The organism is Humibacillus sp. DSM 29435 (genome assembly GCF_001758225.1).
Taxonomy (GTDB): domain Bacteria; phylum Actinomycetota; class Actinomycetes; order Actinomycetales; family Dermatophilaceae; genus DSM-29435.
Window position 1 is genome coordinate 101,053 of record NZ_MAST01000002.1, and the last position, 23,988, is coordinate 125,040.

Annotated in this window: 17 protein-coding genes; 6 read left to right on the forward strand and 11 right to left on the reverse strand. The window is 69.5% G+C overall.

Annotated features, from left to right (window positions below; translation table 11 throughout):
- Positions 1-47: 47 nt before the first annotated feature.
- From rpsF to BA895_RS02740, 4 genes are all read right to left on the reverse strand, one after another.
- A complete protein-coding gene (rpsF, locus tag BA895_RS02725) occupies positions 48-335 on the reverse strand; it encodes a 30S ribosomal protein S6 (RefSeq protein WP_070190360.1) in 288 nt (95 codons plus the stop codon).
- A 297-nt stretch (positions 336-632) separates the two neighbouring features.
- Positions 633-4,109, reverse strand: coding sequence for an ExeM/NucH family extracellular endonuclease (locus tag BA895_RS02730; RefSeq protein ID WP_070190361.1), 3,477 nt, complete (start codon positions 4,107-4,109; stop codon positions 633-635).
- 198 nt (positions 4,110-4,307) lie between these two features.
- On the reverse strand, positions 4,308-5,714 hold the full coding sequence (locus BA895_RS02735; protein WP_070190362.1) for a glycosyltransferase 87 family protein: 1,407 nt from the start codon (positions 5,712-5,714) through the stop codon (positions 4,308-4,310).
- Entirely contained in the window at positions 5,714-7,948 is a 2,235-nt protein-coding gene (locus BA895_RS02740) for a transglycosylase domain-containing protein (protein WP_083282911.1), read from the reverse strand. Before BA895_RS02740 ends, BA895_RS02735 begins: the two co-directional genes overlap by 1 nt.
- Before the next feature lie 382 nt (positions 7,949-8,330).
- Between BA895_RS02740 and BA895_RS02745 the strand changes: the two genes are divergently transcribed.
- From BA895_RS02745 to BA895_RS02755, 3 genes are all read left to right on the forward strand, one after another.
- Positions 8,331-9,083 carry a PadR family transcriptional regulator gene (locus tag BA895_RS02745; RefSeq protein ID WP_070190363.1) on the forward strand — a complete coding sequence of 251 codons (753 nt, stop codon included), beginning with the start codon at positions 8,331-8,333 and terminating at the stop codon, positions 9,081-9,083.
- Positions 9,083-10,174: an inositol-3-phosphate synthase gene (locus tag BA895_RS02750; RefSeq protein ID WP_070190364.1), complete on the forward strand. Its 1,092-nt coding sequence runs from the start codon at positions 9,083-9,085 to the stop codon at positions 10,172-10,174. The genes BA895_RS02745 and BA895_RS02750 overlap by 1 nt, the downstream gene beginning before the upstream one ends.
- A 125-nt stretch (positions 10,175-10,299) precedes the next feature.
- Positions 10,300-10,623, forward strand: coding sequence for a hypothetical protein (locus tag BA895_RS02755; protein ID WP_070190365.1), 324 nt, complete (start codon positions 10,300-10,302; stop codon positions 10,621-10,623).
- 77 nt (positions 10,624-10,700) lie between these two features.
- Here BA895_RS02755 and pgi read toward each other — a convergent pair whose 3' ends face one another.
- Both pgi and BA895_RS02765 read right to left on the reverse strand, forming a co-directional pair.
- Positions 10,701-12,374, reverse strand: a complete 1,674-nt coding sequence (gene pgi, locus BA895_RS02760) for a glucose-6-phosphate isomerase (protein WP_070190419.1) — start codon at positions 12,372-12,374, stop codon at positions 10,701-10,703.
- A 224-nt stretch (positions 12,375-12,598) separates the two neighbouring features.
- The gene (locus BA895_RS02765; protein WP_070190366.1) at positions 12,599-13,207 is read right to left on the reverse strand and encodes a TetR/AcrR family transcriptional regulator; all 609 of its coding nucleotides are present in this window, start codon (positions 13,205-13,207) and stop codon (positions 12,599-12,601) included.
- A gap of 73 nt (positions 13,208-13,280) precedes the next feature.
- Between BA895_RS02765 and BA895_RS02770 the strand changes: the two genes are divergently transcribed.
- Positions 13,281-15,434 (forward strand): MDR family MFS transporter, encoded by a 2,154-nt coding sequence (locus BA895_RS02770; protein WP_070190367.1) that lies wholly within the window; start codon positions 13,281-13,283, stop codon positions 15,432-15,434.
- A gap of 69 nt (positions 15,435-15,503) precedes the next feature.
- On the opposite strand, the gene BA895_RS02775 is transcribed toward BA895_RS02770, so the two are convergent.
- Positions 15,504-16,403, reverse strand: coding sequence for a LysR substrate-binding domain-containing protein (locus tag BA895_RS02775; protein WP_070190368.1), 900 nt, complete (start codon positions 16,401-16,403; stop codon positions 15,504-15,506).
- Positions 16,404-16,506: 103 nt separating this feature from the next.
- On the opposite strand from BA895_RS02775, the gene BA895_RS02780 reads away from it, so the two are divergent.
- Together BA895_RS02780 and BA895_RS02785 are read left to right on the forward strand one after the other, a co-directional pair.
- On the forward strand, positions 16,507-17,649 hold the full coding sequence (locus BA895_RS02780; RefSeq protein ID WP_083282912.1) for a YeiH family protein: 1,143 nt from the start codon (positions 16,507-16,509) through the stop codon (positions 17,647-17,649).
- Between the two features lie 161 nt (positions 17,650-17,810).
- Positions 17,811-18,632 carry an oxidoreductase gene (locus tag BA895_RS02785; RefSeq protein ID WP_070190369.1) on the forward strand — a complete coding sequence of 274 codons (822 nt, stop codon included), beginning with the start codon at positions 17,811-17,813 and terminating at the stop codon, positions 18,630-18,632.
- Positions 18,633-18,742: 110 nt separating this feature from the next.
- Here the strand turns inward: BA895_RS02785 and BA895_RS02790 are convergent, their stop codons facing one another.
- From BA895_RS02790 to BA895_RS02805, 4 genes are all read right to left on the reverse strand, one after another.
- The gene (locus BA895_RS02790) at positions 18,743-20,161 is read right to left on the reverse strand and encodes a dihydrolipoamide acetyltransferase family protein (RefSeq protein WP_070190370.1); all 1,419 of its coding nucleotides are present in this window, start codon (positions 20,159-20,161) and stop codon (positions 18,743-18,745) included.
- A gap of 30 nt (positions 20,162-20,191) precedes the next feature.
- On the reverse strand, positions 20,192-21,178 hold the full coding sequence (locus BA895_RS02795; protein ID WP_070190371.1) for an alpha-ketoacid dehydrogenase subunit beta: 987 nt from the start codon (positions 21,176-21,178) through the stop codon (positions 20,192-20,194).
- Entirely contained in the window at positions 21,178-22,332 is a 1,155-nt protein-coding gene (gene pdhA, locus BA895_RS02800; RefSeq protein WP_070190372.1) for a pyruvate dehydrogenase (acetyl-transferring) E1 component subunit alpha, read from the reverse strand. The genes BA895_RS02795 and pdhA overlap by 1 nt, the downstream gene beginning before the upstream one ends.
- Before the next feature lie 310 nt (positions 22,333-22,642).
- Positions 22,643-23,971, reverse strand: coding sequence for an AAA family ATPase (locus BA895_RS02805; RefSeq protein ID WP_070190373.1), 1,329 nt, complete (start codon positions 23,969-23,971; stop codon positions 22,643-22,645).
- Between the last annotated feature and the right edge of the window lie 17 nt (positions 23,972-23,988).

Consider the following 23,988-nt stretch of genomic DNA (forward strand, 5'->3'; position numbering starts at 1 on the left):
CTTGGGTCCAGGGGGGTGATCAGGGGTGATCGGATCTGACGGACGCCTCAGGCGCCGGGACGCAACAGCTTCGTGCGCATGACCGACTCGCTGAGACCCAACTGGCGGTCGAGCTCTTGAGCCGTGGCGGGCTCTGCCGTCATCGTGACGACGACGTAGATGCCCTCGGACTTCTTCTGGATGTCGTAGGCCAAGCGACGACGGCCCCAGATGTCGACGTTGTCGACGGTGCCGCCATCGTTCTTCACGACGGTGAGGAACTTGTCCATCGTCTTGTCGACGGTTCGCTCTTCGGTCTCCGGGTCGAGGATGACCATAAGTTCGTACTGACGCATGCTTCTAACCCACCTCCTCTGGTCTTGACGGTCACGAGTCTCTCCCGTGACAGGAGGGTTGCATTCGTTTCCACTGCGCACCAGCCTGGCAGACACCTCCGACACGGGTCTCGGGTCATCCACAGGGCCGTAGCGGCACGCGGTGCTGCGGTCAGACTACCGGCCCTCGCGATCTCAACAGAAATCGAGCGAGGCAGCGGGATGCTGCACGGGCCCCTCGCGCGACCCGGTCGGCCTTTCGACAGGCTCGCTGGCCACTCGACCGGGCCAGCGGGTCGAGTGGCCATGGGCCGGCGGTCAGGGGACGATCGCGACCTCGCCCTTCACCTTCTGGGTGGCAGTGTCGTAGACCAGGGCGCCGCTCGCGCTGCGAACGACGAGCCGGAACGTGTCGGCCCGACGCACGTCAGCGACCGTCACCTCGTAGCGGAACCCCGCCTCTCCGTTGACCTGTGCAGTCCCGGCGAACCGGGCCGTGGTGCCTTCGACCACCAAATAGTCGTAGGAGCTCGCTGAGACGGCGAGCCGGTTGCGGGGCGACCCGCCCAGCACGTAGCCGAACACCCCGAAAGGCGTCTCGCCGGTCGACCGGTAGCCGACCGCGAAGGCGAGGTGCCCCTTGCCCGAGACTGCAGGCTTGAATACCCAGGCCCCCTTCGGCGAGGCGATCGATCCCGCCCCGGTGGCCTGCCCGGCGCTTCGGTCGTAGACCACCACCGGGCCGGTGGTGCTCGACGTGTTCGAGCCGGAGTGGCCGAACCCGTCGGTCACCGTGACCGTGACGACGTAGAACCCTGCCGCCCGGTACGTGTGCGACCCACTGACCGAGCCGGCCACCCCAGCAGACGCCTCGGTGACGCTGCCCGCCGAGGTGGTGCCGTCGCCCCAGTCGACCACCGCGGTGTGCGTGTCGAGCCGGTCAGCGTCCGTGAAGGGCGCGCTGACCGTGACGGGCACGCCGACCGATACCGGTCTGCTGGGCACCATGACCGCTCCGACGACCGGAGCCGCGTTGGTCAGCGACAACCCGACGACCACGGGATCGTGGTCGGAGATGCGGAACTCATCGGGTGCGTAGAGGCTCGCCACCTGCGCGGGCGACTTGAACTCGGTGTTGTAGTCGAGCACCGCGGGCTCGTCGGAGTTGATGTGCCAGTCGGCGACCCCGGTCACCTGTGAGCTGATCGAGGCCGATCCGAGGGCGTGGTCGAGGTAGCCCCACTGCCCGTCGAACACGTAGGAGTACGCCTCACGCCCGTTGCGGGCGGCGATGAGGTTGGTGAAGCCCGCCCCCTCGAGCGTGGTGATCGGGTCTTCCTTCGCGTAGGAGTTGAGGTCGCCGAGGATGAGCACGTCGGGGTCGCCGGTCGTGGTCGGGTCGGTCGCGAGCCAGCTCGCCAGCAGCTGGGCCGCCCTCACCCGAACCGCGTTGCAGTTGGCCTGGCCGTCACCGGCGTCGGGCACGGTGCAGGCGCTGCCTTTGCTCTTCAGGTGGTTCGCCACCGCGACGAACGTGCCGCCGGTGGCGTTGTCACGGAAGGCCTGGGCCAGCGAGGGCCGGTTGCGCGGGTCGGCGTCGCCGCCCCCGACGAAGGCCTGCGTGTTGAGCGCGGCGGTCACCCCGACCGGGGTCACGGCTGCCGAGCGGTAGAGCATGCCCACCTTGATCGCGTCGTTGCCGAGGGCGTCGACCTGGCCGGTGCGCGCGTCGGCGTCGATGAACGACCAGGTTCCTGCTCCGTCGACCGTGTTGAGCCGGTCGACGAGCACCTGTTCGGCGCTGTCAGGCCCGTAGCCGTTGTTCTCCATCTCCATGAAGGCCACGACGTCGGCGTCGGTGCCGCTCACGGCGGCGACCGTCTTGGCCACCTGCCGCTCGAACTCGGTTGCCGTGTTAGCGCCCCGGCAGTCGAGCACAGCACCGCTCACCCCACCACGGCAGTTGTTGCCCGACGTGTCGAGCGTGGTGAAGAAGTTGAGCAGGTTCATGCCCGTCACCCGCAGGTCGCCGCCGACGTTCGGCGGGTCGACCGGCCGCGGGTTCGCGGCCACGAAGTCGACCTGCCCGTCGAGCGCGCCGACCGGACGGATGCGGTAGGCGTTCGGGCTGGCCGCGTTGCCGCCCCACGTGTAGCCCAGCACCCCGACGATGCCGGATGCCGTGTCGCCGCCTCGGAGGGTGTTGCTCGCTGAGAGCGGCTGCCCGCCCCGGGCGAACGGGATGGGGTCGGGGTTCTGCGCCTGGGTCGCGTCGTCGAGGATGATCTTGCGCAGGTCGTTCTCGGCCTGCAGCGCCGCGGCGGGGGCGCCGGGCGCCACCACATTGGTGGGCTGCTCGAGGCGACCGCCCTGGCTCAGCGTGACCTGCCCGAACCGGCCGAGCTGGAAGTGCTCGGTGACCGACATCGCCTGCGGCAGCCGCACGAGCATCCCCTCATAGGGCTCCAGCGCGGTCGACGAGGCCACCGGGAAGCTCACGTCGGTCGGCGCGACAGTACCGGTGCCGCACACCGTCGGCGCACTCGTCAGGCTGATCTGCGACTGGCCCTGGTTCTCACCGGACGTGCCCGTGACGGTGACGACGTCACCGAGCGTGACGGCATCCGCGTTGCTGCCCTCGAAGACGAAGATGCCGTCGGAGGTCGCCGGGTCGCCGTCGCCGGCGGCGTCTTGCAGGTAGAACCCGCGCAGGGCGGGCGAGGGGCCCTCGTAGTCGCCCACGACGACGCCCCGCGTGGTGACGGAACCAGAGACCGCTACCGTGTCGCCGCTGCCCTGGATGGCCGGGATCGGCGTGACTGCCGCAGTGCAGACATCAGCCGCCAGGGTGTTGAAGCGCACCACGACGTCGGTCGCCATCGCGTCTGGCGGGTCGTCGGCGTCGACGTCAGTGACCGAGGCGGCAGCGACGGTGAGGGTGCAGGTGTCGTCGGGGGCGAGGTCGGATGCCGGGTCGAGCGCGAACGTCGTGGGACCGCCGGTGACCGCGACGGGATGCGCCCCGCTCACGGTGCAGGTCAGGCTGAAGGCTCCGGCCGCGGCCACGACCGGCTCACTGAAGGTGACCGAGAGGTCGGCGGTCAGCGCGACGCCGTTAGCGCCGTCGGCGGGCACAGACCCCGTCACGGTGGGAGCGGCATCCGGCGTGGGGACGTTGTCGATGGTGTGCGAGCCGAGCCCGTCGAAGGTGTCGACCGGGTAGCCGAGCCACTGCGCCGACGGGTCGAAGGCGTCACTGCCGTCAGTGTCTCCGGCCTGCACGGAGGGCTTGCGGCGCAACGTGTTGTCGGCGGTCGACGTGAGGCCGGTGCCCCATTCCGTGCCGGGGTCGACACCGATCTGCCCGATGACGTCGAGGGGCGCGGTCGCGCCGGTCTTGACGAGGGCGATGGCGTCGTCGCCGTTCCAGAGACTCGCCCCCGTCGTCTGGTCGGCGGCAGCGAGCACTGCCGGGCCGGCCGCCGTGGCCGCCAGCACGAACACGTCGCCGTTCGCGACCGTGCCGGTGAGGGCGATCGTGCTGGTGGAGGTCGATGCACCGTTGAAGTAGAGGCGGACCGCGTACCCGGCAGCGGCCAGGTCGACCGGGGCCCCGGTGCCGTTGTAGATCTCGAGGGCCTTGTTGTTGCTCGACCCCTCGACGTACTCGCTGAAGAACAGGTCGGTGGGCGCGGCGGAGGCGGCGGGAGCAGCCACGAGGGGCACCACCCCCATTGCCAACACGGCAGCGGTGAAACCCGCGACACGACGGCGAACACGGCGAGCAGCAAGCATCGGTTTCCTCCCGTTTGGCGCGCTTTCCGCGCAACCTGCCGTCAGGCTAGACCGGACCACCGACGGGCGCGCGGCGAGAACGTCGACGCCGCCTGAACGTCGGGTGCACGACAGTGGCCACTCGACCTGTACGGAAGTGGCCACTCGACCTGTACGGAAGTGGCCACTCGACTGGGAGGTGGGTGGGGGCCGGCCGGGTCAGCTGAAGCGGACGATGACTCGGTCGGCGGCGCCGGTCATGGGGCCCGCGAGATCGTCGGCATCCTCGAGCTCGAGCGGGTCGCGCGCTCCCACCTCGTCGCCCGCTCCTGACTTCTCATCCACGTCGGTCACGTCTCTGCTGCTCCACCGGTCGCGGGCCCTCAGCCACACCACGACGACCAGCCAGAGCACCGCCACCACGCGCAGCATGGAGAAGAAGGCGTACCAGGCGGCCGGGAGACCTCGGTCAGGGGTGTTGATGCCGGCGATGTTCAGCCACACGGCCACGAAGTTGAGCGCCTCGGCACCGGCCCAGATGAGATGGTCGCGCCACTGCAGCGCACACCAGGCGACGAGCGGCACGAGCCACAGCGAGCTCTGAACGGTGAACGCCTTACCGGTGACGAGCACCAGCGCCACCATGACCAGCGACACCTCGGCCACGGTCGGTCGGCGGGCCGACGACAACGCCAGCACCGCCCCGACGAGCACGGCGATCAGCCATCCCGCGACGGCGAGCGCGGTGACCGCCCCGGTCGGCAGGGGGTGGCCGGCGAGCTGCGGCAGCAACCAGGGCGAGCCGTAGCCCGCTCCGGTCGAGGCCCACGCCTGGTACGACGAGACAGCGGCCTCCGGGTTGAGCACCCACAGGCCGGCCACGACGACCCCGAAGGTGGCCAGGGCTCGAACGGCGGTGTGCGCGAACGTTCGCAGGTGCCCCGACCGCAGGGCGAGCAGGCCGATCGCGAGCAGGATCAGCACCGGGTACGAGCGGGCGCTGATGGCCAGGCCGAACAGCACTCCCGCGAGGGCCGGCCGGCGTCGACCCCAGGCCCACATACCGGCGCTGGCCAGCAGCACCCCGAGCAGATCGGCCGAGAGAAACCCGGCCAGCGCCACGACCGGAGAGAGCGCGACGTGCGCTGCCGAGAACGGCATCCGGGCGCTCGAGGCCACCAGCCACACCACCCCCAGCAGCAGCAGAGTGAGCACCACCGACCAGATGGCGAAGTACCAGGCCACCTGCGTGCTGAGCCCGTTGGCCAGACCATCGCCGGGCACGAGGCTGGCCACAGCCGTCTGCAACAGCCCGGTGAGCGGTGGCTGCCCCGTGGTGGGCGCACCGTCGCCGCCCTGCAGGAACGCGGACAACCCGCGCTTGACCGTGGAGTCACGGAAGGTGTTGGGCAGATCGGAGTAGCAGGCGCTCCAGAACTGCCCGTCGCCCGCGAAGCCGGTACGCAGGCAGGGCACCCGCAGCAGGATGCCGAGCCCGACCGGCACTGCTGTCAGCAGCGACAGCACGGCGGCCACCTTCACCCACGGCAGCTCACGCGTGCTCGCGTAGCGACCCCGGGGGCCTCCGATGACCTCGGAGGCCGCCTGCACGACGGGGTCGACCATCAGCCGCCGCCTGCCGTGGCCGTCACCTGCGGCTGGCCCTGGTTGGTCGCCGACGGCTGCGGCGCCCCACCACCGGTCTGGATCGGCGGACGTCGCGTCTTGGTGGGCCGGCCGGTGGCCGTCGGGCGTGTCGTCGTCGGCTCAGGCGGCCTCGTGGTCGTCGGGGCCTGAGTCGTCGACGGCGGCGCCGTGGTGGTCGGGGTCGGCGGCTCCGTGGTGGTCGGCGGCGTGCTGGTCGGGGCCTGCGACGACGTCTGCGGAGGCGGGACGTAGGTGGCGGTGGGCGCCACCTTTTCGTCGCCCACGCCGACGGCGTCGGGGAACTGCTCGACCGGCAGGTTCTTCAGGGCGACCTCCATGAAGTCGTAGAAGACGTCGGCCGGGATGGTACCCCCCGTGAGGTTCGTGTCCTCCGAGTCGGTGAGCGTCAGCGCGTTGCCGTTGGCGTCGGGCTTGTACATCCCGATCGACACGGTCAGCTGCGGTACGAACCCGGTGAACCAGATCGACTTCGAGGCCGACGACGTGCCGGTCTTGCCGGCGATCGGACGACCCAGCGCCTGCAGCTTGGTGGCCGACCCGCCGGGTTTGACGGTGTAGGTCATGGCGTTGGTCACGTCAGCTGTCACGTTCTTGTCGAAGGCCCGCACCGCCTGGGGCTTCGACGCGTAGCCGAAACCGGCGTCGGTGGTCGAGGTGACCTTCTTGACCAGGTACGGGGTGACCTTGATGCCCTGGCCGGCGATCGTCGAGTAGGCCGTCGCCATGTCGATGACGTGCGGTGAGGCGCTGCCCAGCACGTTGGTGAGCGAGTCGTCGAGCCCGGGCGTCTTGGCCGGGATGCCGGCGTCGATGGCGGCCTGGCGGGTCTTGGCCGGGCCGACCTCCTTGTTGAGGTTGACGAAGGCAGTGTTGATCGAGCGGCCGATCATCCGCGTCATGTCGACGTAGCCGTACGAGCGACCGCCGTAGTTGACGATGCGGGTGCCGTCGATCGTCTGCGGCTGGTTGCCGTCGAAGCGGGTCTTGATCGAGATGCCGTCGCGCACCGCGGCAAGCACCGCGAACGGCTTGAAGTTGGAGGCCCCCTGCAGGATCGCCTGGGTCGAGGTGTTGAGCTGGTTCTTCGCGTAGTCGGCGCCGCCGTACATCGCCACGACCGCGCCGTCGCCCGGCTTCATCGCCACGAGCCCGCCGGTGACCTGGTCGGGCAGGTTGCCCTTCATCGCGGCCACTGCGGCATCCTGGGACGTCTTGTCGATGGTGGTGACGATGCGCAGGCCCCCCTGGTCGATCTCGGCATCGGTGAGGCCCGTCTTGGTCAGCTCCTTCTTGACCATGGCGGTGATGTAGCCCTTCGGCCCGGCCGAGAACCGGTTGGCACGAACGGGCGCGATCGTGGGCAGCGCCGTGTAGGTGGCCCGCTCGGCGGCCGTCAGCCAGCCTTCGTCGACCATGCCGTCGAGCACGTAGGCGAACCGGTTCTCGAGCCGCTGCTTGGCGTCAGCCCCGTTCGCCGGGTCGTAGAGGCTGGGCGCGTTGATGATCGAGGCCAGCACGGCGCCCTCGGGCACGGTGAGCGCCGAGACGTCCTTGTTGAAGAAGGTCTTGGCCGCGCTCTGGATGCCGTAGGCACCGCGACCGTAGTAGATCGTGTTGAGGTAGTCCTCGAGAATCTGGTCCTTGCTGCGCTGGCTGTCGATCTTGACCGAGATCAGGATCTCGCGGGCCTTGCGCGAGAGGGTGCGGTCCTGGCTCAGGAAGTAGTTCTTGACGTACTGCTGGGTGATCGTCGACCCACCCACCTGGGGCTCGCCCGTGACGCTCGTCTTGACCGCCCGCAGGATGCCGCTCAGCGAGATGCCGTTGTTCTCGTAGAAGCCGCGGTCCTCGGCCGCGAGGTGAGCCTGCTGCACCGACTTCGGCACCTTCGAAAGCGGCACCGACTCGCGGTTCGCGTTCGCCGCGACGATGCGGTCGAGCTCGGTCTTTCCGTCGGCGTAGTAGACGATCGAGACCTGGGCGTTGGCCAGCTGGTTCGCGGCGGGGATCTCGGTGCGCTGGTAGGCCACGAAGACCCCCACCGCGGCCACCACGAACAGCACCGCTGCAGTGATCGAACCCCACTTGAGCACGCCCACCACCCAGCGCTTGGCGCCGGTGCGCTTCGGCTTGACCTTCCTGGCCTTGCCGGCGTTCGAGGCAGCACGACTCTCGGGCTTGCTCTGGCTCACTACTGCTCCACCCTGCTCACTTCTCCACCATGTGCGTCTGCTACTTCCGTATGCCGGTTCGAGGGGCCCATCGGGCCAGGTCAGGATGCCGCTCACGGCGGGTTCACGCTGCCGCGTGGGGTGCGGCCCGAGCTGCGGTGGGCCTGCAACAGGTGCGCCCAAGTATGGACCGCTGTGCCTGTGCACACCGAAACGAACGGCGCGGCAGAGGCGTTCCGATGACCGCGATGTATCGGTGCGATATATCTAGAGGTAGAGTAATCGCATCAGGCCGAACCGAACGAATCGGTTCGGCCCGCCCGTCAGCCGCTCGTTGTTCACTGTTCAGTTCAGTTGTTCAGCAGGGCCGCAGCCCGACCCGCCCCACCGGAAGGATGGCTCCATGCCGCACCGTGCTCTGAGTGCACGCAGCGCCGGCCGTCCACCCACTCGGCGGGCCGCCCTGCTCGAGTTCGCCGTGCTCGGCCTGCTGCACGACACCCCGCTGCACGGGTACGAGCTGCGCAAGCGTCTCGGGTCGGCGCTGGGCATCTTCCGGGCCCTGTCGTACGGCTCGCTCTACCCGTGCCTGCGTGCGCTGCTCGACGCCGGGCTCATCCACGAGAGCACCGACGGCGCTCCCCAGGCCACAAGCGCGCCGGTCAGCCGGCGGCCCCGCATCACCTACGAGCTGACCGCGGAGGGCAAGGAGCGCTTCCAGTCGCTGGTCGCCGCGGCCGGCCCCGACGCGTGGGACGACGACGACTTCGACGTGCGCTTCGCCTTCTTCTCGCGCACGGAGGCCCAGGTGCGTCTGCGCATCCTCGAGGGTCGCCGCTCGCGTCTCGAGGAGCGTCTGGCCAACGTGCGAGAGGCCTCGGCCCGCAACCGGGAGCGGATGGACGGCTACACCCTCGCCCTGCAGGCGCACGGTGAAGAGGGCGCCGAGCGGGAGGTGCGCTGGCTCGAGGAGCTGATCACCCTCGAACGGCGCGCGGCTCAAGACCCTGGCCCGCCGCCGCCAGGCCCGGGCGACCGCCCCAGCCCAGCGGCATCCGAGCACCTCGATGCCGTCGGCCCAGAGACCAGCACGACCAGCACCACCCAGCCCAGCACCACCCAGCCCGCCATCACCCCAGACAACCAGGAGAACTAATGGGATCCATTCGCGTCGCCATCGTCGGCGTCGGCAACTGCGCCAGCTCGCTCGTGCAGGGGGTCGAGTTCTACAAGGACGCCGACGCCACCGCCACCGTGCCCGGCCTGATGCACGTCAAGTTCGGGGAGTACCACGTCAACGACGTGGAGTTCGTCGCCGCGTTCGACGTCGACGACAAGAAGGTCGGCAAGGACCTCGCCGAGGCCATCAACGCCTCCGAGAACAACACCATCAAGATCGCCGACGTGCCCACCTCGGGCGTCGAGGTGCAGCGTGGCCACACCCTCGACGGCCTCGGCAAGTACTACCGCCTCACCATCGAGGAGTCCGGCGCCGAGCCCGTCGACATCGTCAAGGTGCTCAAGGAGCGCCAGGTCGACGTGCTCGTCTCCTACCTCCCGGTGGGCTCCGAGGCGGCCGACAAGTTCTACGCCCAGTGCGCCATCGACGCAAAGGTCGCCTTCGTCAACGCCCTGCCGGTGTTCATCGCCAGTGACCCCGAGTGGGCCGCGAAGTTCGCCGAGGCCGGCGTGCCCGTGATCGGTGACGACATCAAGAGCCAGGTCGGGGCCACCATCACCCACCGCGTCATGGCCAAGCTCTTCGAAGACCGCGGGGTCGTGCTCGACCGCACGTTCCAGCTCAACGTCGGCGGCAACATGGACTTCAAGAACATGCTCGAGCGCGACCGCCTCGAGAGCAAGAAGGTCAGCAAGACCCAGGCCGTCACCTCGAACCTCACCGGCCCCCTCGGCGGCAAGATCGCCGACAAGAACGTGCACATCGGCCCGTCCGACTACGTGCAGTGGCTCGACGACCGCAAGTGGGCCTACGTGCGGCTCGAGGGACGCGCCTTCGGTGACGTTCCGCTGAACCTCGAGTACAAGCTCGAGGTGTGGGACTCGCCCAACTCGGCCGGCATCATCATCGACGCCATCCGCGCCGCGAAGATCGCCAAGGACCGCGGCATCGGCGGCGCCCTGCTGTCGGCCTCGTCATACCTGATGAAGAGCCCGCCCGAGCAGCGTGAAGACACCGAGGGCCGCATCAAGCTCGAGGCCTTCATCGCCGGCACCGAGGCTCGCTGAGACCTCCATCCTCTGGTTCGAGGTGTTCCGCGATCATCGGTGACCGCGGAATACCTCGAACGGCCGACCGGGTACGACCCTGGCGTCACTCAGCCTGCACCCCTACCATCTCGGAGGCTCAACCCATGAAGAAGCTGCTCATCCTGACGGTCTGCGCGGTCGGCTTCGTTCTCGGCTCACGGGCCGGACGCGAGCCGTACGAACAGGTCATGCAGGTGCTCGGGAAGGTCAAGAACGATCCTCGCGTGCGGGAGAAGGCGCAGCAGGGAGCCGAGTTCGCGAAGGCGCAGGCACCCGTGGTCGCCGAAAAGCTCTCGGATGCCGCTCGGGCCGCGACCGACAAGGTGACCTCGTCTGAGTGGTCCGACTCCGCCGACGACGACAACGACCGGATCGCCGAGCGCGTGCAGCACCAGAAGGACACCGGGCCCCAGGGCTCACTCCCGTAGGCCAGAGGGAGCAAAGCACGCCGCTGGGGTGGTTCACCCCAGCGGCGTGCTGCGTTCTCCCGCTGGCCTGCCCGGACTTACCGCTCTCGGTGGGACAGGTAGTAGCGCACGAGCGACTGGGTCGAGGCGTCCTGCTCGGCGAGCGCACTCTCGTCGCCGCCCACGGCCGGGGTGACCTGCTTGGCCAGCTGCTTGCCGAGCTCGACACCCCACTGGTCGAAGCTGTCGATGCCCCACACCACACCCTGGGTGAAGGTGATGTGCTCGTAGAGGGCGATGAGCTGCCCCAGCACCGACGGGGTGAGAGCCGGCGCCATGATCGAGGTGGTGGGCCGGTTGCCGCTGAACACCCTGGCCGGCACGACGGACTCGTCGGTTCCTTCCGCCCGCACCTCGTCGGCCGTCTTGCCGAACGCGAGCGCCGCGGTCTGGGCGAAGAAGTTCGCCAGGAACAGCTCGTGCACGTCGCTGTCGCCGTCGACCAGCGCGTTGTGCGGCGTGGCGACGGCGATGAAGTCGGCCGGGATGAGCCGGGTGCCCTGGTGGATCAGCTGGTAGAACGCGTGCTGCCCGTTGGTGCCCGGCTCGCCCCAGAACACCTCGCCGGTGTCGGTCGTGACCGGCGACCCGTCGTAGCGCACGCTCTTGCCGTTGCTCTCCATCGTGAGCTGCTGGAGGTAGGCCGGGAAGCGATGCAGGTACTGCGCGTAGGGCAGCACGGCGTGACTGGCGGAGCCGTGGAAGTTGTCGTACCAGACGTTGAGCAGGCCCATCAGCGCCGGGACGTTCTCGGCGAGGTCCGTCTCGACGAAGTGGCGGTCGACCGCGTGCATGCCGGCCAGGAAGTCGGCGAAGTTCTCGGGCCCCACCGTCACCACCACGGCCGCGCCGATCGCCGAACCGACGGAGTAGCGCCCGCCGACCCAGTCCCAGAACCCGAAGGCGTTCTCGGGGTCGATGCCGAAGTCGGCCACCTTGTCGAGGGCGGTCGAGACGGCCACGAAGTGCTTGGCGATCGCGTCGGATGCCGCTTCGTCGCCGCCGTCGACCGCACCGTTGCGCTCGAGGTTCTCGAGCAGCCAGGCCCGGCAGAGCCGCGCATTGGTGAGCGTCTCGAGGGTGGTGAAGGTCTTGGAGGCGACGATGAACAGGGTCGTCTCGGGGTCGAGGCCGGCGGTCTTCTGCGCCACGTCGGTCGGGTCGATGTTGGAGATGAACCGGGCACTCAGACCCGGCTTGACGTAGGCCTTGAGCGCCTCGTAGACCATGACCGGCCCCAGGTCGGAGCCGCCGATGCCGATGTTGACGATGGTCTCGATGGGTTTGCCGGTCACGCCGCGCCATTCGCCACTGCGCACCTTCTCGGCGAACGCGTAGACCTTGGCCAGCTCTTCGTGCACGAGGGGGACGACGTCCTCGCCGTCGACCTCGACGTGAGACCCCTCCGGCGCCCGCAGCGCGGTGTGCAGCACCGCCCGGTTCTCGGTGACGTTGATCCGCTCGCCCGCGAACATGGCGTCACGCCGCTCGGTCAGACCGACCTCACCGGCCAGGTCGACGAGAGCGGCCAGCACGTCGTCGTCGACGAGGTTCTTCGATAGGTCGACGTACAGGTCGGCCGCGCTGTGCGTCATCCGCTCGACGCGGCCGGGGTCGTCGGCGAAGGCTTGGCGCAGGTCGATGGCGCGCTCTTTCAGCTCGCTCAGGCGCGCCCAGGCTGCGGTGCTCGTCGGGTCGGTCGGTGTGCTCATGAGTTCCTCCGTCGTGTCCGTCTCCCGCGCGACCGCAGCCGCGCCGGGGGCCATACCCACCCCCGGTGCAGCCTAACGACGGCCGGGGGCGCCGCGCAGGGGGCTCGGTGCCGATCGGAACGAGGCAGCGGCCCAGGAAAGGTGCTCAGCACCGCAAGAACGGTTCGTTCTCGTGAAATTTCAGGGGACCGAACCGCAGTCACGCGGTTGAGCAGGCGAGAGGCTCAGCGCAGGCCGGCAGCCAGCTGCTCGAAGGCCAGCTCGATGTTGCGCTCCAGCCGGCCCGATCCGCCGTTCTGCTGGTGCTCGATGCAGGCCCGCACGGCGCCGATGGCTGCGGCCACGGTGACCCTGGCCTCGACCGACGATCCCGGGCGAACGCCGAGGCGTCGCTCCAGCGCCTCGGTCACGGCGTTCTCGAAGCGGATGTTGTTGCCGACCAGCGCGGGGGCCAGCGCTGGTTCCGCCAGCAGGATGCGGCGTCGCTTGGCCCGCAGGTCGCGGTCGGCGGAGGCCGGGGCGAGCAGCTCACCCAGCACGAGGCGCAGCGACGCCAGGGGCGGCTCCCCCTCGGGTCGGGCCTCGATGGCGGCCGTCGTCTCGGCGAGCTGGTCGCCGGTGACGCCCAGCACCGCCGACTCCTTCGAGCCGAAGTAGTTGAAGAACGTGCGGGCGCTGACGCCCGCCCGCTCGGCGATCGCCTCGGTGGTGACGGCGGCGTACCCCAAGGCATCGACGAGGTCGAGCGCCGCGTGGTGCAGGGCACGGCGGGTCTCACGCTTCTTGCGTTCGCGCAGACCGCAGGTGTCGTCAGAAGCTGGCTGCGTCGGCATGCCTCCATGGTGACACGTTGGTGCATGCTCTGCAATTTTGCAGTGACTGCACAATGGTTGTAGGGTGAACTCCATGCCAGAAACGATGAAGGGGAGCGCCGTCGCCACCGCGACCGCAGTGCCGACCCCTACCGCGCCGCTCGAGGCGGCCACGAACGACAGCAGTGCGCCGACGGCAGGGTTGAGCCGCGCCAGCCGCAACATCTTCATCGCCCTGATGCTCGGCATGCTGGTCGCCTCGGTCAGCCAGACCATCGTCGGGCCGGCGATGCCACGCATCGTTGCCGAGCTAGGAGGCATCGACCACTACTCGTGGCTTGCCACCGCCGCCATGCTCGCCAGCGCCATCACCGTGCCGATCGTCGGCAAGATGAGCGACCTCTACGGCCGCCGCAGCTTCTACCTCGGTGGCCTCGTGGTGTTCATGATCGGCTCGATCCTGTCGGGCACGGCCCAGAACTTCTGGTGGCTCATCGCCGCCCGCGCTGTGCAGGGAATCGGCATGGGCACCCTGATGCCGCTGTCGCAGACCATCATCGGCGACATCATCTCCCCGCGTCAGCGCGGCAAGTACCAGGGCCTGATGGGCGGCGTGTTCGGCATCTCGGCGATCCTGGGCCCGCTGGCCGGAGGCTTCGTCACCGACAACTGGGGCTGGCGCTACCTGTTCTTCATCCCCCTGCCCGTCGGCGTGGCTGCCTTCTTCTTGATCAGCAAGTTCCTCCATCTCGAACACACCCGGCGCGAAGCCGTCATCGACAAGGCCGGCATCACCCTGCTGTCGCTGACCTTGATCCTGCTGCTCGTGCCCACCTCCCTCGGTGGCACCACGCTGGCCTGGGGCTCCCCCGTGATCATCAGCATGTTCGCCGCCGGCATCATCGGGTTGGTCGCCTTCATCATGGTCGAACGCCGAGCCGTCGAGCCGGTGCTGCCGCTGCGCCTCTTCCGCAGCCGCCTGTTCACCCTGAGCAACATCGCCGCCTTCATGGTCTCGGTCATGATGTTCGGCGCGATGATCTACCTGCCGATCTACGCCCAGGGGGTGCTCGGAGTGTCAGCGACGAACTCCGGCCTCATCCTGATGCCCATGTCGGTCGCCATGATCGGCCTGTCGATCATCGCGGGGCTGGTCATCACCAAGACCGGCCGCTACAAGCTGCAGACCGTGGCCGGCATCCTCATCATGGGCATCGGCTTCTGGCTGCTCACGCAGATGCACTACGGCTCGACCGAGCTCGACCTGACCCTCTCGATGGTCGTGTTCGGTGTCGGCCTCGGAATGTCGATGCAGGTCTTCACCCTGATCATCCAGAACGGCGCCCAGCGCAAGGACCTCGGCGTGGCCACCGCGTCGACCCAGTTCTTCCGCAACGTCGGCTCGACCGTCGGCATCGCCGTCTTCGGCACCATCATGACCAGCGGCCTCTCGGGCAACATCGCGTCGTACCTGCCCGCCGCGGCGGCCGAGAAGCTGGCCGCTTCCGGCCAGTCGATCGGCGCCGGCTCGGTGCTCGACCCGACCCTGATGGCCAAGCTGCCGCCGGAGGTCGCCGCCAGCGTGCAGCAGGGTCTGGCCGACTCCTTGCACAGCGTGTTCGTCTGGGGGCTGGTGCCGTTCGCGCTCGCCCTGATCGCCACCCTGCTCATCAAGGAGATCCCGCTACGCGACACCGTGCACACCCCCGAGGAGGCCGGCCGCGAGATGCTCGACACCATGTCGCAGGGCTCGCAGGAGCAGCTCATGGTTCCGCTCGGCCGCGACGGCGGGCACACCCGCACCGGCGAGCGCCTACTCGGACTGCGTCTCGGACTGCTGGCGGATGCCGCTCTGCGCGGCGACCGTCCCCTGCTGATCCGCGCGGTCACCCAGCTCGGCAACGGAGACCTCGACGAGGGCGCGGCGCTGCTGCGTCGCACCTCCCGGATGCTCACGACCGAAGACCTCGCCGTCGCGGCCGACACCGAACGGTTCGCCGTCGAGGTCGCCGCCCGGGCGAAGCGGCCGAACGGCATCCTCGACGACGAGCTGCGGCGCGAGCTGGCCACGGCGGTGGCCGAGCGAGACGCCCACACCGTCATGACGGTGCACGAGCCCACCGTCGCCGAACGGCACGAGGCGGTCGACATCGCGCTGCTCGGGCTGGTCAGCGACGACCTGAGCGCCGCCCACCTGGTCGACCACCAGAACCTGCGCACCGCCGACCGACTGGCCGCCAGCCGCTGAGCCCGTCGCCCAGCCCGGATGCCGCCGGCGACGGTGACCTCGCACCCGGCCCAGCGGCATCGGCTCGGCTCACGTGGGCCAGCTGCGGGCGATGGTGACCAGCTCGCCCGCAGGGCCCTCGAGCCGGCGTAGGGCGCGCCACACCGCTCGCAGCCGCCGGCCCAGGGACAGCCCGTCGACCGGCACAGCGCGCAGGCTGCCGACGGCCAGCTGGTCGGCGACCGCGAGGGTACTGATCACGGCCGGGCCCACCCCGGCCAGCACGCTGGCGCGGATCGCCGCCCCGCTCGAGAGCTCGAGCAGGGGCTGGGCGCGGTCGTGACCCGAGAGCGCGTCGTCGAGCGTGGTTCGGGTGCCCGACCCCGGTTCACGCTCGACGAGTGACGTCGCAGCCAGCTCGCTCGCGGTCAGCGGCCGCCGGCGCCGAGCCCACGGGTGGTCAGCCGTGACGACCACGACCAGGCGATCGTGGGCCACCGTAGTGCTGAACAGCCCTCGGGGCACCGACGGCGACTCGACGAAGCCCACGTCGCACGTCCCGTCAGCGACCCGCTCGAAGGTCTGGGTGGAGTTCTGCACGTGCAGGTGGATGCGGATGCCGTCGTGTCGGGCCCGCAGCTCGCCGAGCCAGGCGGGCACCAGGTGCTCGGCCACGGTCATGCTCGCCACGACGGTGAGCTCGACCTGGCGGGCCTCCCGCAGCGAGTCGGCGGCATCGAGCAGCCGGTCGGCATCGGCCACCACCCGACGAGCCCAGTGCACGACGACCGTTCCCTGTGGCGTGAGGGTCGAACCCCGTGCACCCCGTCGAAGCAGCGGCACCCCGAGGTCACGCTCGAGACCCTTCACCGTGCGACTCGCATTGGGTTGCGCGACCCCCACCTGTCGCGCTGCGGCCCCGAGACTGCCGAGCTCGTCGACCGCCACGAGCAGGGCCAGCGCGCCGAGGTCAGGTAGTGGGCGGGGCATGCTCAGATCATATGGCCGATGAAGCTCAAACATATCAAAGTTGTATGGATGCATGCTGATTCAGCGTCTACTGGCCACACGCCGGAGCCGTCAGGCTAGAACCATGACCACCGACCTGAACCAGCACGAGGCAGCCCGCACGCCGATCCCCTCCGCCGACGGGGCGGCAGCCGTGGTGGCAACGCCGCACGCGGTCGTCGACGGTGGGCACCAGGGTGGGCGCTTGAGTGGGCGCCTGGGCGGGCGCCTGGCTGTTCTGCCCGGGCTGGGGCTTGCCCTCGTGGCGGGAGCCATTGCCTTCGGCCTCTCGAGGCTCGTGCCGTCGATGAGCCCGCTGCTCGTGGCCATCGTGCTGGGCGCGGTGCTCGCGAACACCGTCGGGGTGCCGGCTCGCTTCGAGGCGGGGCTGGCCATCGCGGCCAAACGACTGCTGCGCATCGGAGTCGCCCTGCTCGGCCTCCAGCTCGCCCTCCCGGACGTGCTGGCCCTGGGCTGGCCGGTCATCGGCGTGGTGGTCACCGTCGTCGGGCTCGGTATCGCCGGCTCACTGTTCATCGGAGCTCTGCTGGGCCTCAGCCGCACCCAGCGGCTGCTCATCGCGTGCGGCTTCTCGATCTGTGGGGCGGCGGCCGCCGCCGCGGTCGACGGCGTCATCGACGCCGAGGAGGAGGAGCTGGTCACCACCATCGCCCTCGTCGTCATCTTCGGAACCTTGATGATTCCCTTGGTGCCATTGCTATCGGGGTTGTTCGGGCTCGACTCGACCACCGCCGGGCTCTGGGCCGGCGCCTCGATCCACGAGGTGGCCCAGGTGGTCGCCTCAGCCGGCATCATCGGCGGCGGCGCCCTCGCCGTGGCCGTTGTAGTCAAGCTGGCCCGGGTGCTCATGCTCGCTCCCGTGCTCGCCATCATCGGGCTGCGTCAGCGCCGCGTCGATGCGGCGGCTCGGGCCGACGGCACCTCGGTCGACGTCAGCGACCGTCGCCGGCCCCCGCTGGTGCCGCTGTTCGTGCTCGGCTTCATCGCCTTCCTCGCCCTGCGGTCGACCGGTGTCGTGCCGTCTGCCGTGCTGTCGGTAGGAGCCTCCCTCGAGACCCTGCTGCTGGCCATGGCCATGTTCGCCCTGGGGGCGGCCGTGCGGGTCGCGGACCTGCGCAAGGTCGGGCTTCGCCCCTTCGCGATGGCCGCGATCTCGACCGTGTGGGTGGCGGGTCTCGCCCTGACCGGCATCCTGCTCGTCACCTGAGAGCTCGGCGCTGCCACCGCACCTGCCTGACCGTGCGTCTGGCACCTGGTAGTCGCCTCGGGTGTCAGGCGCACAGCGGGTTGTGCGTCTGACACCCCGACGGCTTCGCGGGTGCCGAACGCGCGGCGACCGACCGCGACGACACCACCTAGAGTCAGCGGATGACCAAGGTAGCCCTCGTCACCGGAGCGTCGTCGGGTATCGGCGAGTCGATCGCGATCCATCTCGCCGCCGACGGCTGGACCGTCTACGCGGTGGCGCGCCGGGTCGAACGCATGGCCGACCTCGCCGCGCACGGCATCACGGCGTTCGCGATGGACGTCACCGACGACGCGTCGATGGTCGCTGGTGTCGACCGGATCATCGAGGAGCAGGGGCACCTCGACGCACTCGTCAACAACGCCGGCTACGGCAGCTACGGCCCGGTCGAGCACGTGCCCATCGATGAGGCCCGGCGCCAGTTCGAGGTGAACCTGTTCGGCTTGGCGCGACTCGTGCAGCTGGTCACGCCACACATGCGCGACCGACGGGTCGGCCGGATCGTCAACATCTCCAGCATCGGTGGCAAGATCTACGAGCCGCTCGGAGCGTGGTACCACGCCAGCAAGTTCGCCCTTGAAGGCTTCAGCGACAGCCTCCGCGTCGAGCTGGCCCCGTTCGGCATCGACGTCGTCATCATCGAACCGGGTCCGATCCGTTCGGAGTGGAACCTGATCGCCCGCGAGAGCATGCTCGGGGTCGCGCAGGGCACCGTCTACGAGACGCGCGCGACCGCCATGGCCCTGACCTACGCCCGGGTCGACACCCCACGGCTCAGCTCTGGACCGGAGGCGGTAGCCGAGAAGGTGCTCAAGGCCCTCGGATCCGCGGGGCCCGCAGCCCGGTATCCGGCCGGGCGAGGGGCCCGGTTCGTGATCACGGCCCGACGGTTGCTGCCCGACCGCGTCATGGACGCAGCGGTGCGACGCCTCTTCGCCCCCTGACCACCCTTGGCAAGTCGAGTGGCCACTTTCGTACGGTCCAGGGGCCGACTCTCAGGCCGTTCGACCGTACGAAAGTGGCCACTCGACTGGAGGGGGGGAGTGCGTGGGGGTCAGGCCCAGACGAGGGCGCGGGCTGGGTCTTCGAGCAGCGCGGCGAGGTCGGAGAGGAACCGGCTGCCCAGCTCACCGTCGATGAGCCGGTGGTCGAAGCTCACCGCGATCTGGGTGACGTGACGGATGGCGATCTCGTCGACGCCGTCGGCATCGGTCACCACCCAGGGCTGCTTGCGGATCGCCCCGAAACAGACGATCACGCTCTCGCCTGGGTTGATGATCGGCGTGCCACTGTCGACCCCGAACACGCCGACGTTGGTGACCGTGATCGTGCCGCCCGACATCTGAGCCGGCTGGGTGCGACCCTCACGCGCCGTGGCGGTGAGGGCACCCATCGCCTCGGCCATCTCGAGCATGGTCAGGGCGTGAGCATCCTTGATGTTGGGCACGATCAGGCCTCGAGGCGTGGCCGCCGCGATGCCGAGGTTGACGTAGTTCTTCTGCACGATCTCTTGGTTCGCCTCGTCCCAGGTCGCGTTGACGCCGGGGTTTCGGCGGATCGCGACCATGAGCGCCTTGGCCAGCACCAGCAACGGCGTGACCTTGACGTCACGAAACTCCTTGTCGTTCTTGAGCTTGCCGACCAGCTGCATCGTCTTCGTCACGTCAACCGTGACCCACTCGGTCACGTGCGGCGCGGTGAAAGCCGAGCCGACCATTGCCTGCGCGGTCATCTTGCGAACACCCTTGACCGGGATGCGTTCCTCGCGCTCACCGGAACCGAACGGCATCCGGGATGCCGTGGGGCTACCCGAGACCGCCTCGGGCGCAGACCCGTTCGCCGACGTCGAGCTCACGTGGCCAGTCACGTCGTCACGCGTGATGACTCCGCCGTCACCGGTCGCCGTGACGGCCGCCAGGTCGATACCGAGGTCTTTCGCCAGCTTGCGCACCGGCGGTTTCGCCCGCGGGCGTTCGCCCGGAGCGCCGCCGGCGGTCGGCGCCGGTGCGGGCTCACGGGGGGCCGCAACCGTCGGCTCCGGCACCGACGGTGCCGCGGCGATCTGCTCCGTCTCGGTCGGAGCACCCGTTCGGGCCGCAGCGACGCCCTTGCGGGCTCGCCGAGCGGTAGCACCGGCCTTGGCGCCGTAGCCGACGAGGATGGCCTCCTGGCCGGAGGCGGGCTCGGCCGTCTCGCCCGGGATGGCCGGTGTCGGCGCGATGTCGCCGCCCAGGCCGTCGTCGATCGAGACGATCGGGGCACCCACCTCGACGGTGTCACCGACCTGAACGAGAACCTCGGCCACCGTTCCCGCCCAAGGGATCGGCAGCTCGACGAGCGACTTCGAGGTTTCGACCTCGAGCACGATGTCGTTGACCTTGACGGTGTCGCCGACCGCCACCTTCCACTCGACGATCTCGGCCTCGGTGAGGCCCTCACCGGGATCGGGCAGGTTGAACGTCTTGATGGCCATGAGGATTCGGCTCCGATCAGGTGCGAGAGGTCAGTAGGCGAGTGCGCGGTCGACGCCGTCGAGGATCCGGTCGAGGTCGGGGAGGAAGTTGTCTTCCATCCGGCTCGGCGGATACGGGATGTTGGCACCGGCGACGCGGATGACCGGCGCCTCGAGGTCGTAGAAGCACTGCTCGGTGACCTGCGCCGAGATCTCCGAGCTCATCCCGAGAAAGCTGCTCGCCTCCTGCACGCAGACGAGTCGACCGGTCTTGCGCACGGATGCCGTGATCACGTCGATGGGCAGCGGTGACAACGAGCGCAGGTCGATGACCTCGAGCGAGGTGCCTTCGGTCTCGGCCGCGGCGGCGGCTTCCAGCATCGTCTTGACGACCGGGCCGTAGCCGACCACCGTGACGTCGGTGCCGGCGCGAACCACGTTGGCCTCGAACAGGCCCCGCGGGGCGGCAGCGGCATCCACGTCGTACTCGCCCTTGTCGTGGTAGCGACGCTTCGGCTCGAAGAAGATCACCGGGTCGTCGCACTCGATGGCCTGCTGGATCATCCAGTGCGCGTCTTCGGGGTTGGAGCAGGCGACGGTGCGCAGGCCGGCGGTGTGGGCGAAGTAGGCCTCCGGGCTCTCGGAGTGGTGCTCCGGGCTGCCGATGCCGCCCCCGAACGGGATGCGGATCACCATCGGCACCCGCACCGCTCCGAGACCGCGCGCATGCATCTTCGCGACCTGGCTGACGATCTGGTCGAACGCCGGGTAGACGAAGCCGTCGAACTGGATCTCACAGACCGGTCGGTACCCGCGCAGGGCCATGCCGAGGGCGGTACCGACGATGCCCGACTCGGCCAGCGGGCTGTCGATGACCCGGTCTTCGCCGAAGTCCTTCTGCAGGCCCTCGGTGATGCGGAACACCCCGCCGAGCTTGCCGATGTCTTCCCCGATGAGCACGACCTTGGGGTCGCGTTCCATCGCCTTGCGCATCCCGCTCGTGAGGCTCTTGGCCAGAGTCATCTTCGTGGTGGCCATCAGTTCGCCTCCTCGAAGCTCGCCTGGTAGGCGAGGAAGGCGGCGCGTTCGGCCTCCATAACCGGGTGGTCCTCGGCGTAGGCGTGGTCCCACATGGTGTGTCCCGGCATCGTCTCGAGGCTCAGGCAGCCCGCCCGCAGCTCGGCGGCGAACCCGTCGGCTTCTTCGTCGACCGCCTTGAAGAAGCTCTCGTCGGCCATCCCCTCATGGGCCAGGTAGCTCTTCAGCCGCAGGATCGGGTCGCGGAACTTCCACTGCTCGACCTCGGCCGAGATGCGGTACTTGGTGGGGTCATCGGCCGTCGTGTGCGCGCCCATCCGGTAGGTGTAGGCCTCGACGAGCACCGGGCCGTTGCCCGAGCGCGCCATGTCGAGGCAGTGCTTCGTCACGGCGTAGGTGGCCAGGATGTCGTTGCCGTCGACGCGCAGGCCCGGGAAGCCGAAGCCACGCGCTCGCTGGAAGAGCGGGATGCGGGTCTGCTTGGTGACCGGCTCGGAGATGGCCCACTGGTTGTTCTGGCAGAAGAACACCACCGGAGCATCGAAGCTGGCGGCGTAGACGAAGGCCTCGCTCACATCACCCTGCGAGCTGGCGCCGTCGCCGAAGTAGCAGATCACCGCCGTGTCGCGCTCGGGGTCGCCGGTGCCGACGTTGCCGTCCATCTTCACGCCCATCGCGTAGCCGGTGGCGTGCAGCGCCTGGGCTCCGATGACGATCGTGTAGAGGTGGAAGTTGTTCTCCTTCGGGTCCCAGCCGCCCTGGCTGACGCCGCGGAAGAGCTGCAGCGAGCTCTGGGGGTCCATACCGCGCACGAAGCCGACCCCGTGCTCGCGGTAGGTCGGGAAGACGAAGTCGTGCGGCCGCAGGGCCCGGCCGGAGCCGACCTGAGCCGCCTCCTGGCCGAGCAGGCTGGGCCACAGGCCGAGCTCGCCCTGACGCTGGAGCGCGTAGCCCTCGGCGTCGAGACGACGGATCAGCACGAGGTCGCGGTAGAAGCTGCGCAGGTCGTCGGCCGTGAGGTTCTCGACGTACTTGTCGTAGTCGGGGTGGGACACCCGCTGGCCCTCCGGGGTCAGCAGCTGGATCATGTCCGGGCCGCCGTCGCCGACCGAAGGGGTCGGCTCCTGCCGCTCGGCGACTGCTTTGTCGCTCACTGGGGCTCCTTCGCCGGTCGAACCGGCCGTTGTTCGGGCCGCTCACGGGGGTCGCCCGCTCATCGGCTGTGGGGGGCAGAGGCGCTCGTCGAGGTGACGGCGGGCACGTGCGGGTCCTCCCTTCGCAACTTACCGGAGCATCCCGGGAATCTCACAATGCGGGACGCCACACGGCCCGTCCCGGATGCCGCTGGGCCCCGTCCCGTACGGAACTGGCCACTCGACCGTGGTCCGTACGGAACTGGCCACTCGACCGCGGTGCGGTCTCCCCCAACCAGTCGAGTGGCCAGTTCCGTACGGGGTGGAGGCGTCAACGGCGAGAGCCCCAGTTCCAGGTCGGCGTGGTGAGCAGGCCCTGGCCCGACACGAAGGTCTCGCCGAGGTCCTTCTCGAGCGTGACGGAGCGGGCGGGGCTGCCCAGCCCGACCGGGCCCCCACCGTCACTGTCGTCGTCGCCCCCAGCGTCGATGCCGAGCGCCGCGATGAGGGGCGCGGAATGGGACACGACCATGACCTGGCTGCGCTCGGCCGCCGACCGGATCAGGCGGGCCAGGGGCGCGATGAGGTCGGGGTGCAGCGAGGTCTCGGGCTCGTTGAGCACCATGAGGGGAGGCGGGTCGACGGTGAGGAGGGCCGCGACCCAGATCAGGTAGCGCAGGGTGCCGTCAGACAGCTCGGCGCTCGAGAGCGGTCGCAGCATGCCGGGCTGGTGCAGGTGTACGTCGAAGCGCCCGTCGGTGACGGCGATGTCGAGGATCGCGCCCTGGAACGCGTCGGCCACTGCGGCATCCAGACCCGATCGCCCGTTCTCACGGATCGTCTGGAGCGCGGCCGCGAGGTCGGCGGCATCGTCGGCGAGGGCGGGCGTGCGGGTGCCGACCTGCAGGCGGCGGGCGGGCGCATCGGCGTCGACCCGGAAGGCGTCGTAGAAGCGCCACCGCGCGATGATCCGGCGAACGGCGAGAAGCTCGGGTGCCCGCTCGGGGTCGGCCAGCTCAGTGAGCATGCTCTGCCATGGGGCGAGGGACCGGGTGAGCTCGCTCCACCCGCGGGTCGGTCGCCTCCGGTCACGCGCCATCGACCCGGCACCCGGCAGCGGGTCGGACTCCCAGTCGTCGAAGCCGGTCTCGTGGTCGGCCGCCCCACCGTCGTCGCTGCTCGAGCGCGTCTCGACGACGGACCAGCGGCGCCGCACCAGCACCGAGCCGGGTCGCATGACCGGGCCGGCCCAGACGACCTCCCGTTTGATCTCGGGGTCGCGCAGAAAGGCCGACGGCTCCCGAACGGGTTCACTGCCCTGTTGGGGCAGCCCGAGGTCGACGAGGTAGCCGAAGTCGTCGGAGGCGAAGCCCAACCGGAGGCTGATCGGGCCCTTGCGCACCGTGCCTTGCACGTCGTGGCCCTCGCGCCGGGCGCCGCCGAGAGTGGCGGGTCCGGCCCAGAGCGCCGACTGCAGCCCACCCTCTCGGGCCAGGGAGGCGATGACGTCGCCGCGACCGCAGCCGGCCAGCAGCCGCAGCGACCGGTAGAGGCTCGACTTGCCGCTGCCGTTCGCACCCTGAACGACATCGAGGCCGTGCAGCGGAACGACGACCTCACGCAGCGATCGATACCCCGAGACGGCGACACAGGTCAGCATCGTCTGACCGTAGGCCG

What these genes read in the sequence shown, in the direction of transcription:
- rpsF (WP_070190360.1), bottom strand. Translation starts at nt 335, where the DNA reads ATGCGTCAGTACGAACTTATGGTCATCCTCGACCCGGAGACCGAAGAG.
- BA895_RS02730 (WP_070190361.1), bottom strand. Translation starts at nt 4,109, where the DNA reads ATGCTTGCTGCTCGCCGTGTTCGCCGTCGTGTCGCGGGTTTCACCGCT.
- BA895_RS02735 (WP_070190362.1), bottom strand. Translation starts at nt 5,714, where the DNA reads ATGGTCGACCCCGTCGTGCAGGCGGCCTCCGAGGTCATCGGAGGCCCC.
- BA895_RS02745 (WP_070190363.1), top strand. Translation starts at nt 8,331, where the DNA reads ATGCCGCACCGTGCTCTGAGTGCACGCAGCGCCGGCCGTCCACCCACT.
- BA895_RS02750 (WP_070190364.1), top strand. Translation starts at nt 9,083, where the DNA reads ATGGGATCCATTCGCGTCGCCATCGTCGGCGTCGGCAACTGCGCCAGC.
- BA895_RS02755 (WP_070190365.1), top strand. Translation starts at nt 10,300, where the DNA reads ATGAAGAAGCTGCTCATCCTGACGGTCTGCGCGGTCGGCTTCGTTCTC.
- pgi (WP_070190419.1), bottom strand. Translation starts at nt 12,374, where the DNA reads ATGAGCACACCGACCGACCCGACGAGCACCGCAGCCTGGGCGCGCCTG.
- BA895_RS02765 (WP_070190366.1), bottom strand. Translation starts at nt 13,207, where the DNA reads ATGCCGACGCAGCCAGCTTCTGACGACACCTGCGGTCTGCGCGAACGC.
- BA895_RS02770 (WP_070190367.1), top strand. Translation starts at nt 13,281, where the DNA reads ATGCCAGAAACGATGAAGGGGAGCGCCGTCGCCACCGCGACCGCAGTG.
- BA895_RS02775 (WP_070190368.1), bottom strand. Translation starts at nt 16,403, where the DNA reads ATGCCCCGCCCACTACCTGACCTCGGCGCGCTGGCCCTGCTCGTGGCG.
- BA895_RS02780 (WP_083282912.1), top strand. Translation starts at nt 16,507, where the DNA reads ATGACCACCGACCTGAACCAGCACGAGGCAGCCCGCACGCCGATCCCC.
- BA895_RS02785 (WP_070190369.1), top strand. Translation starts at nt 17,811, where the DNA reads ATGACCAAGGTAGCCCTCGTCACCGGAGCGTCGTCGGGTATCGGCGAG.
- BA895_RS02790 (WP_070190370.1), bottom strand. Translation starts at nt 20,161, where the DNA reads ATGGCCATCAAGACGTTCAACCTGCCCGATCCCGGTGAGGGCCTCACC.
- BA895_RS02795 (WP_070190371.1), bottom strand. Translation starts at nt 21,178, where the DNA reads ATGGCCACCACGAAGATGACTCTGGCCAAGAGCCTCACGAGCGGGATG.
- BA895_RS02805 (WP_070190373.1), bottom strand. Translation starts at nt 23,971, where the DNA reads ATGCTGACCTGTGTCGCCGTCTCGGGGTATCGATCGCTGCGTGAGGTC.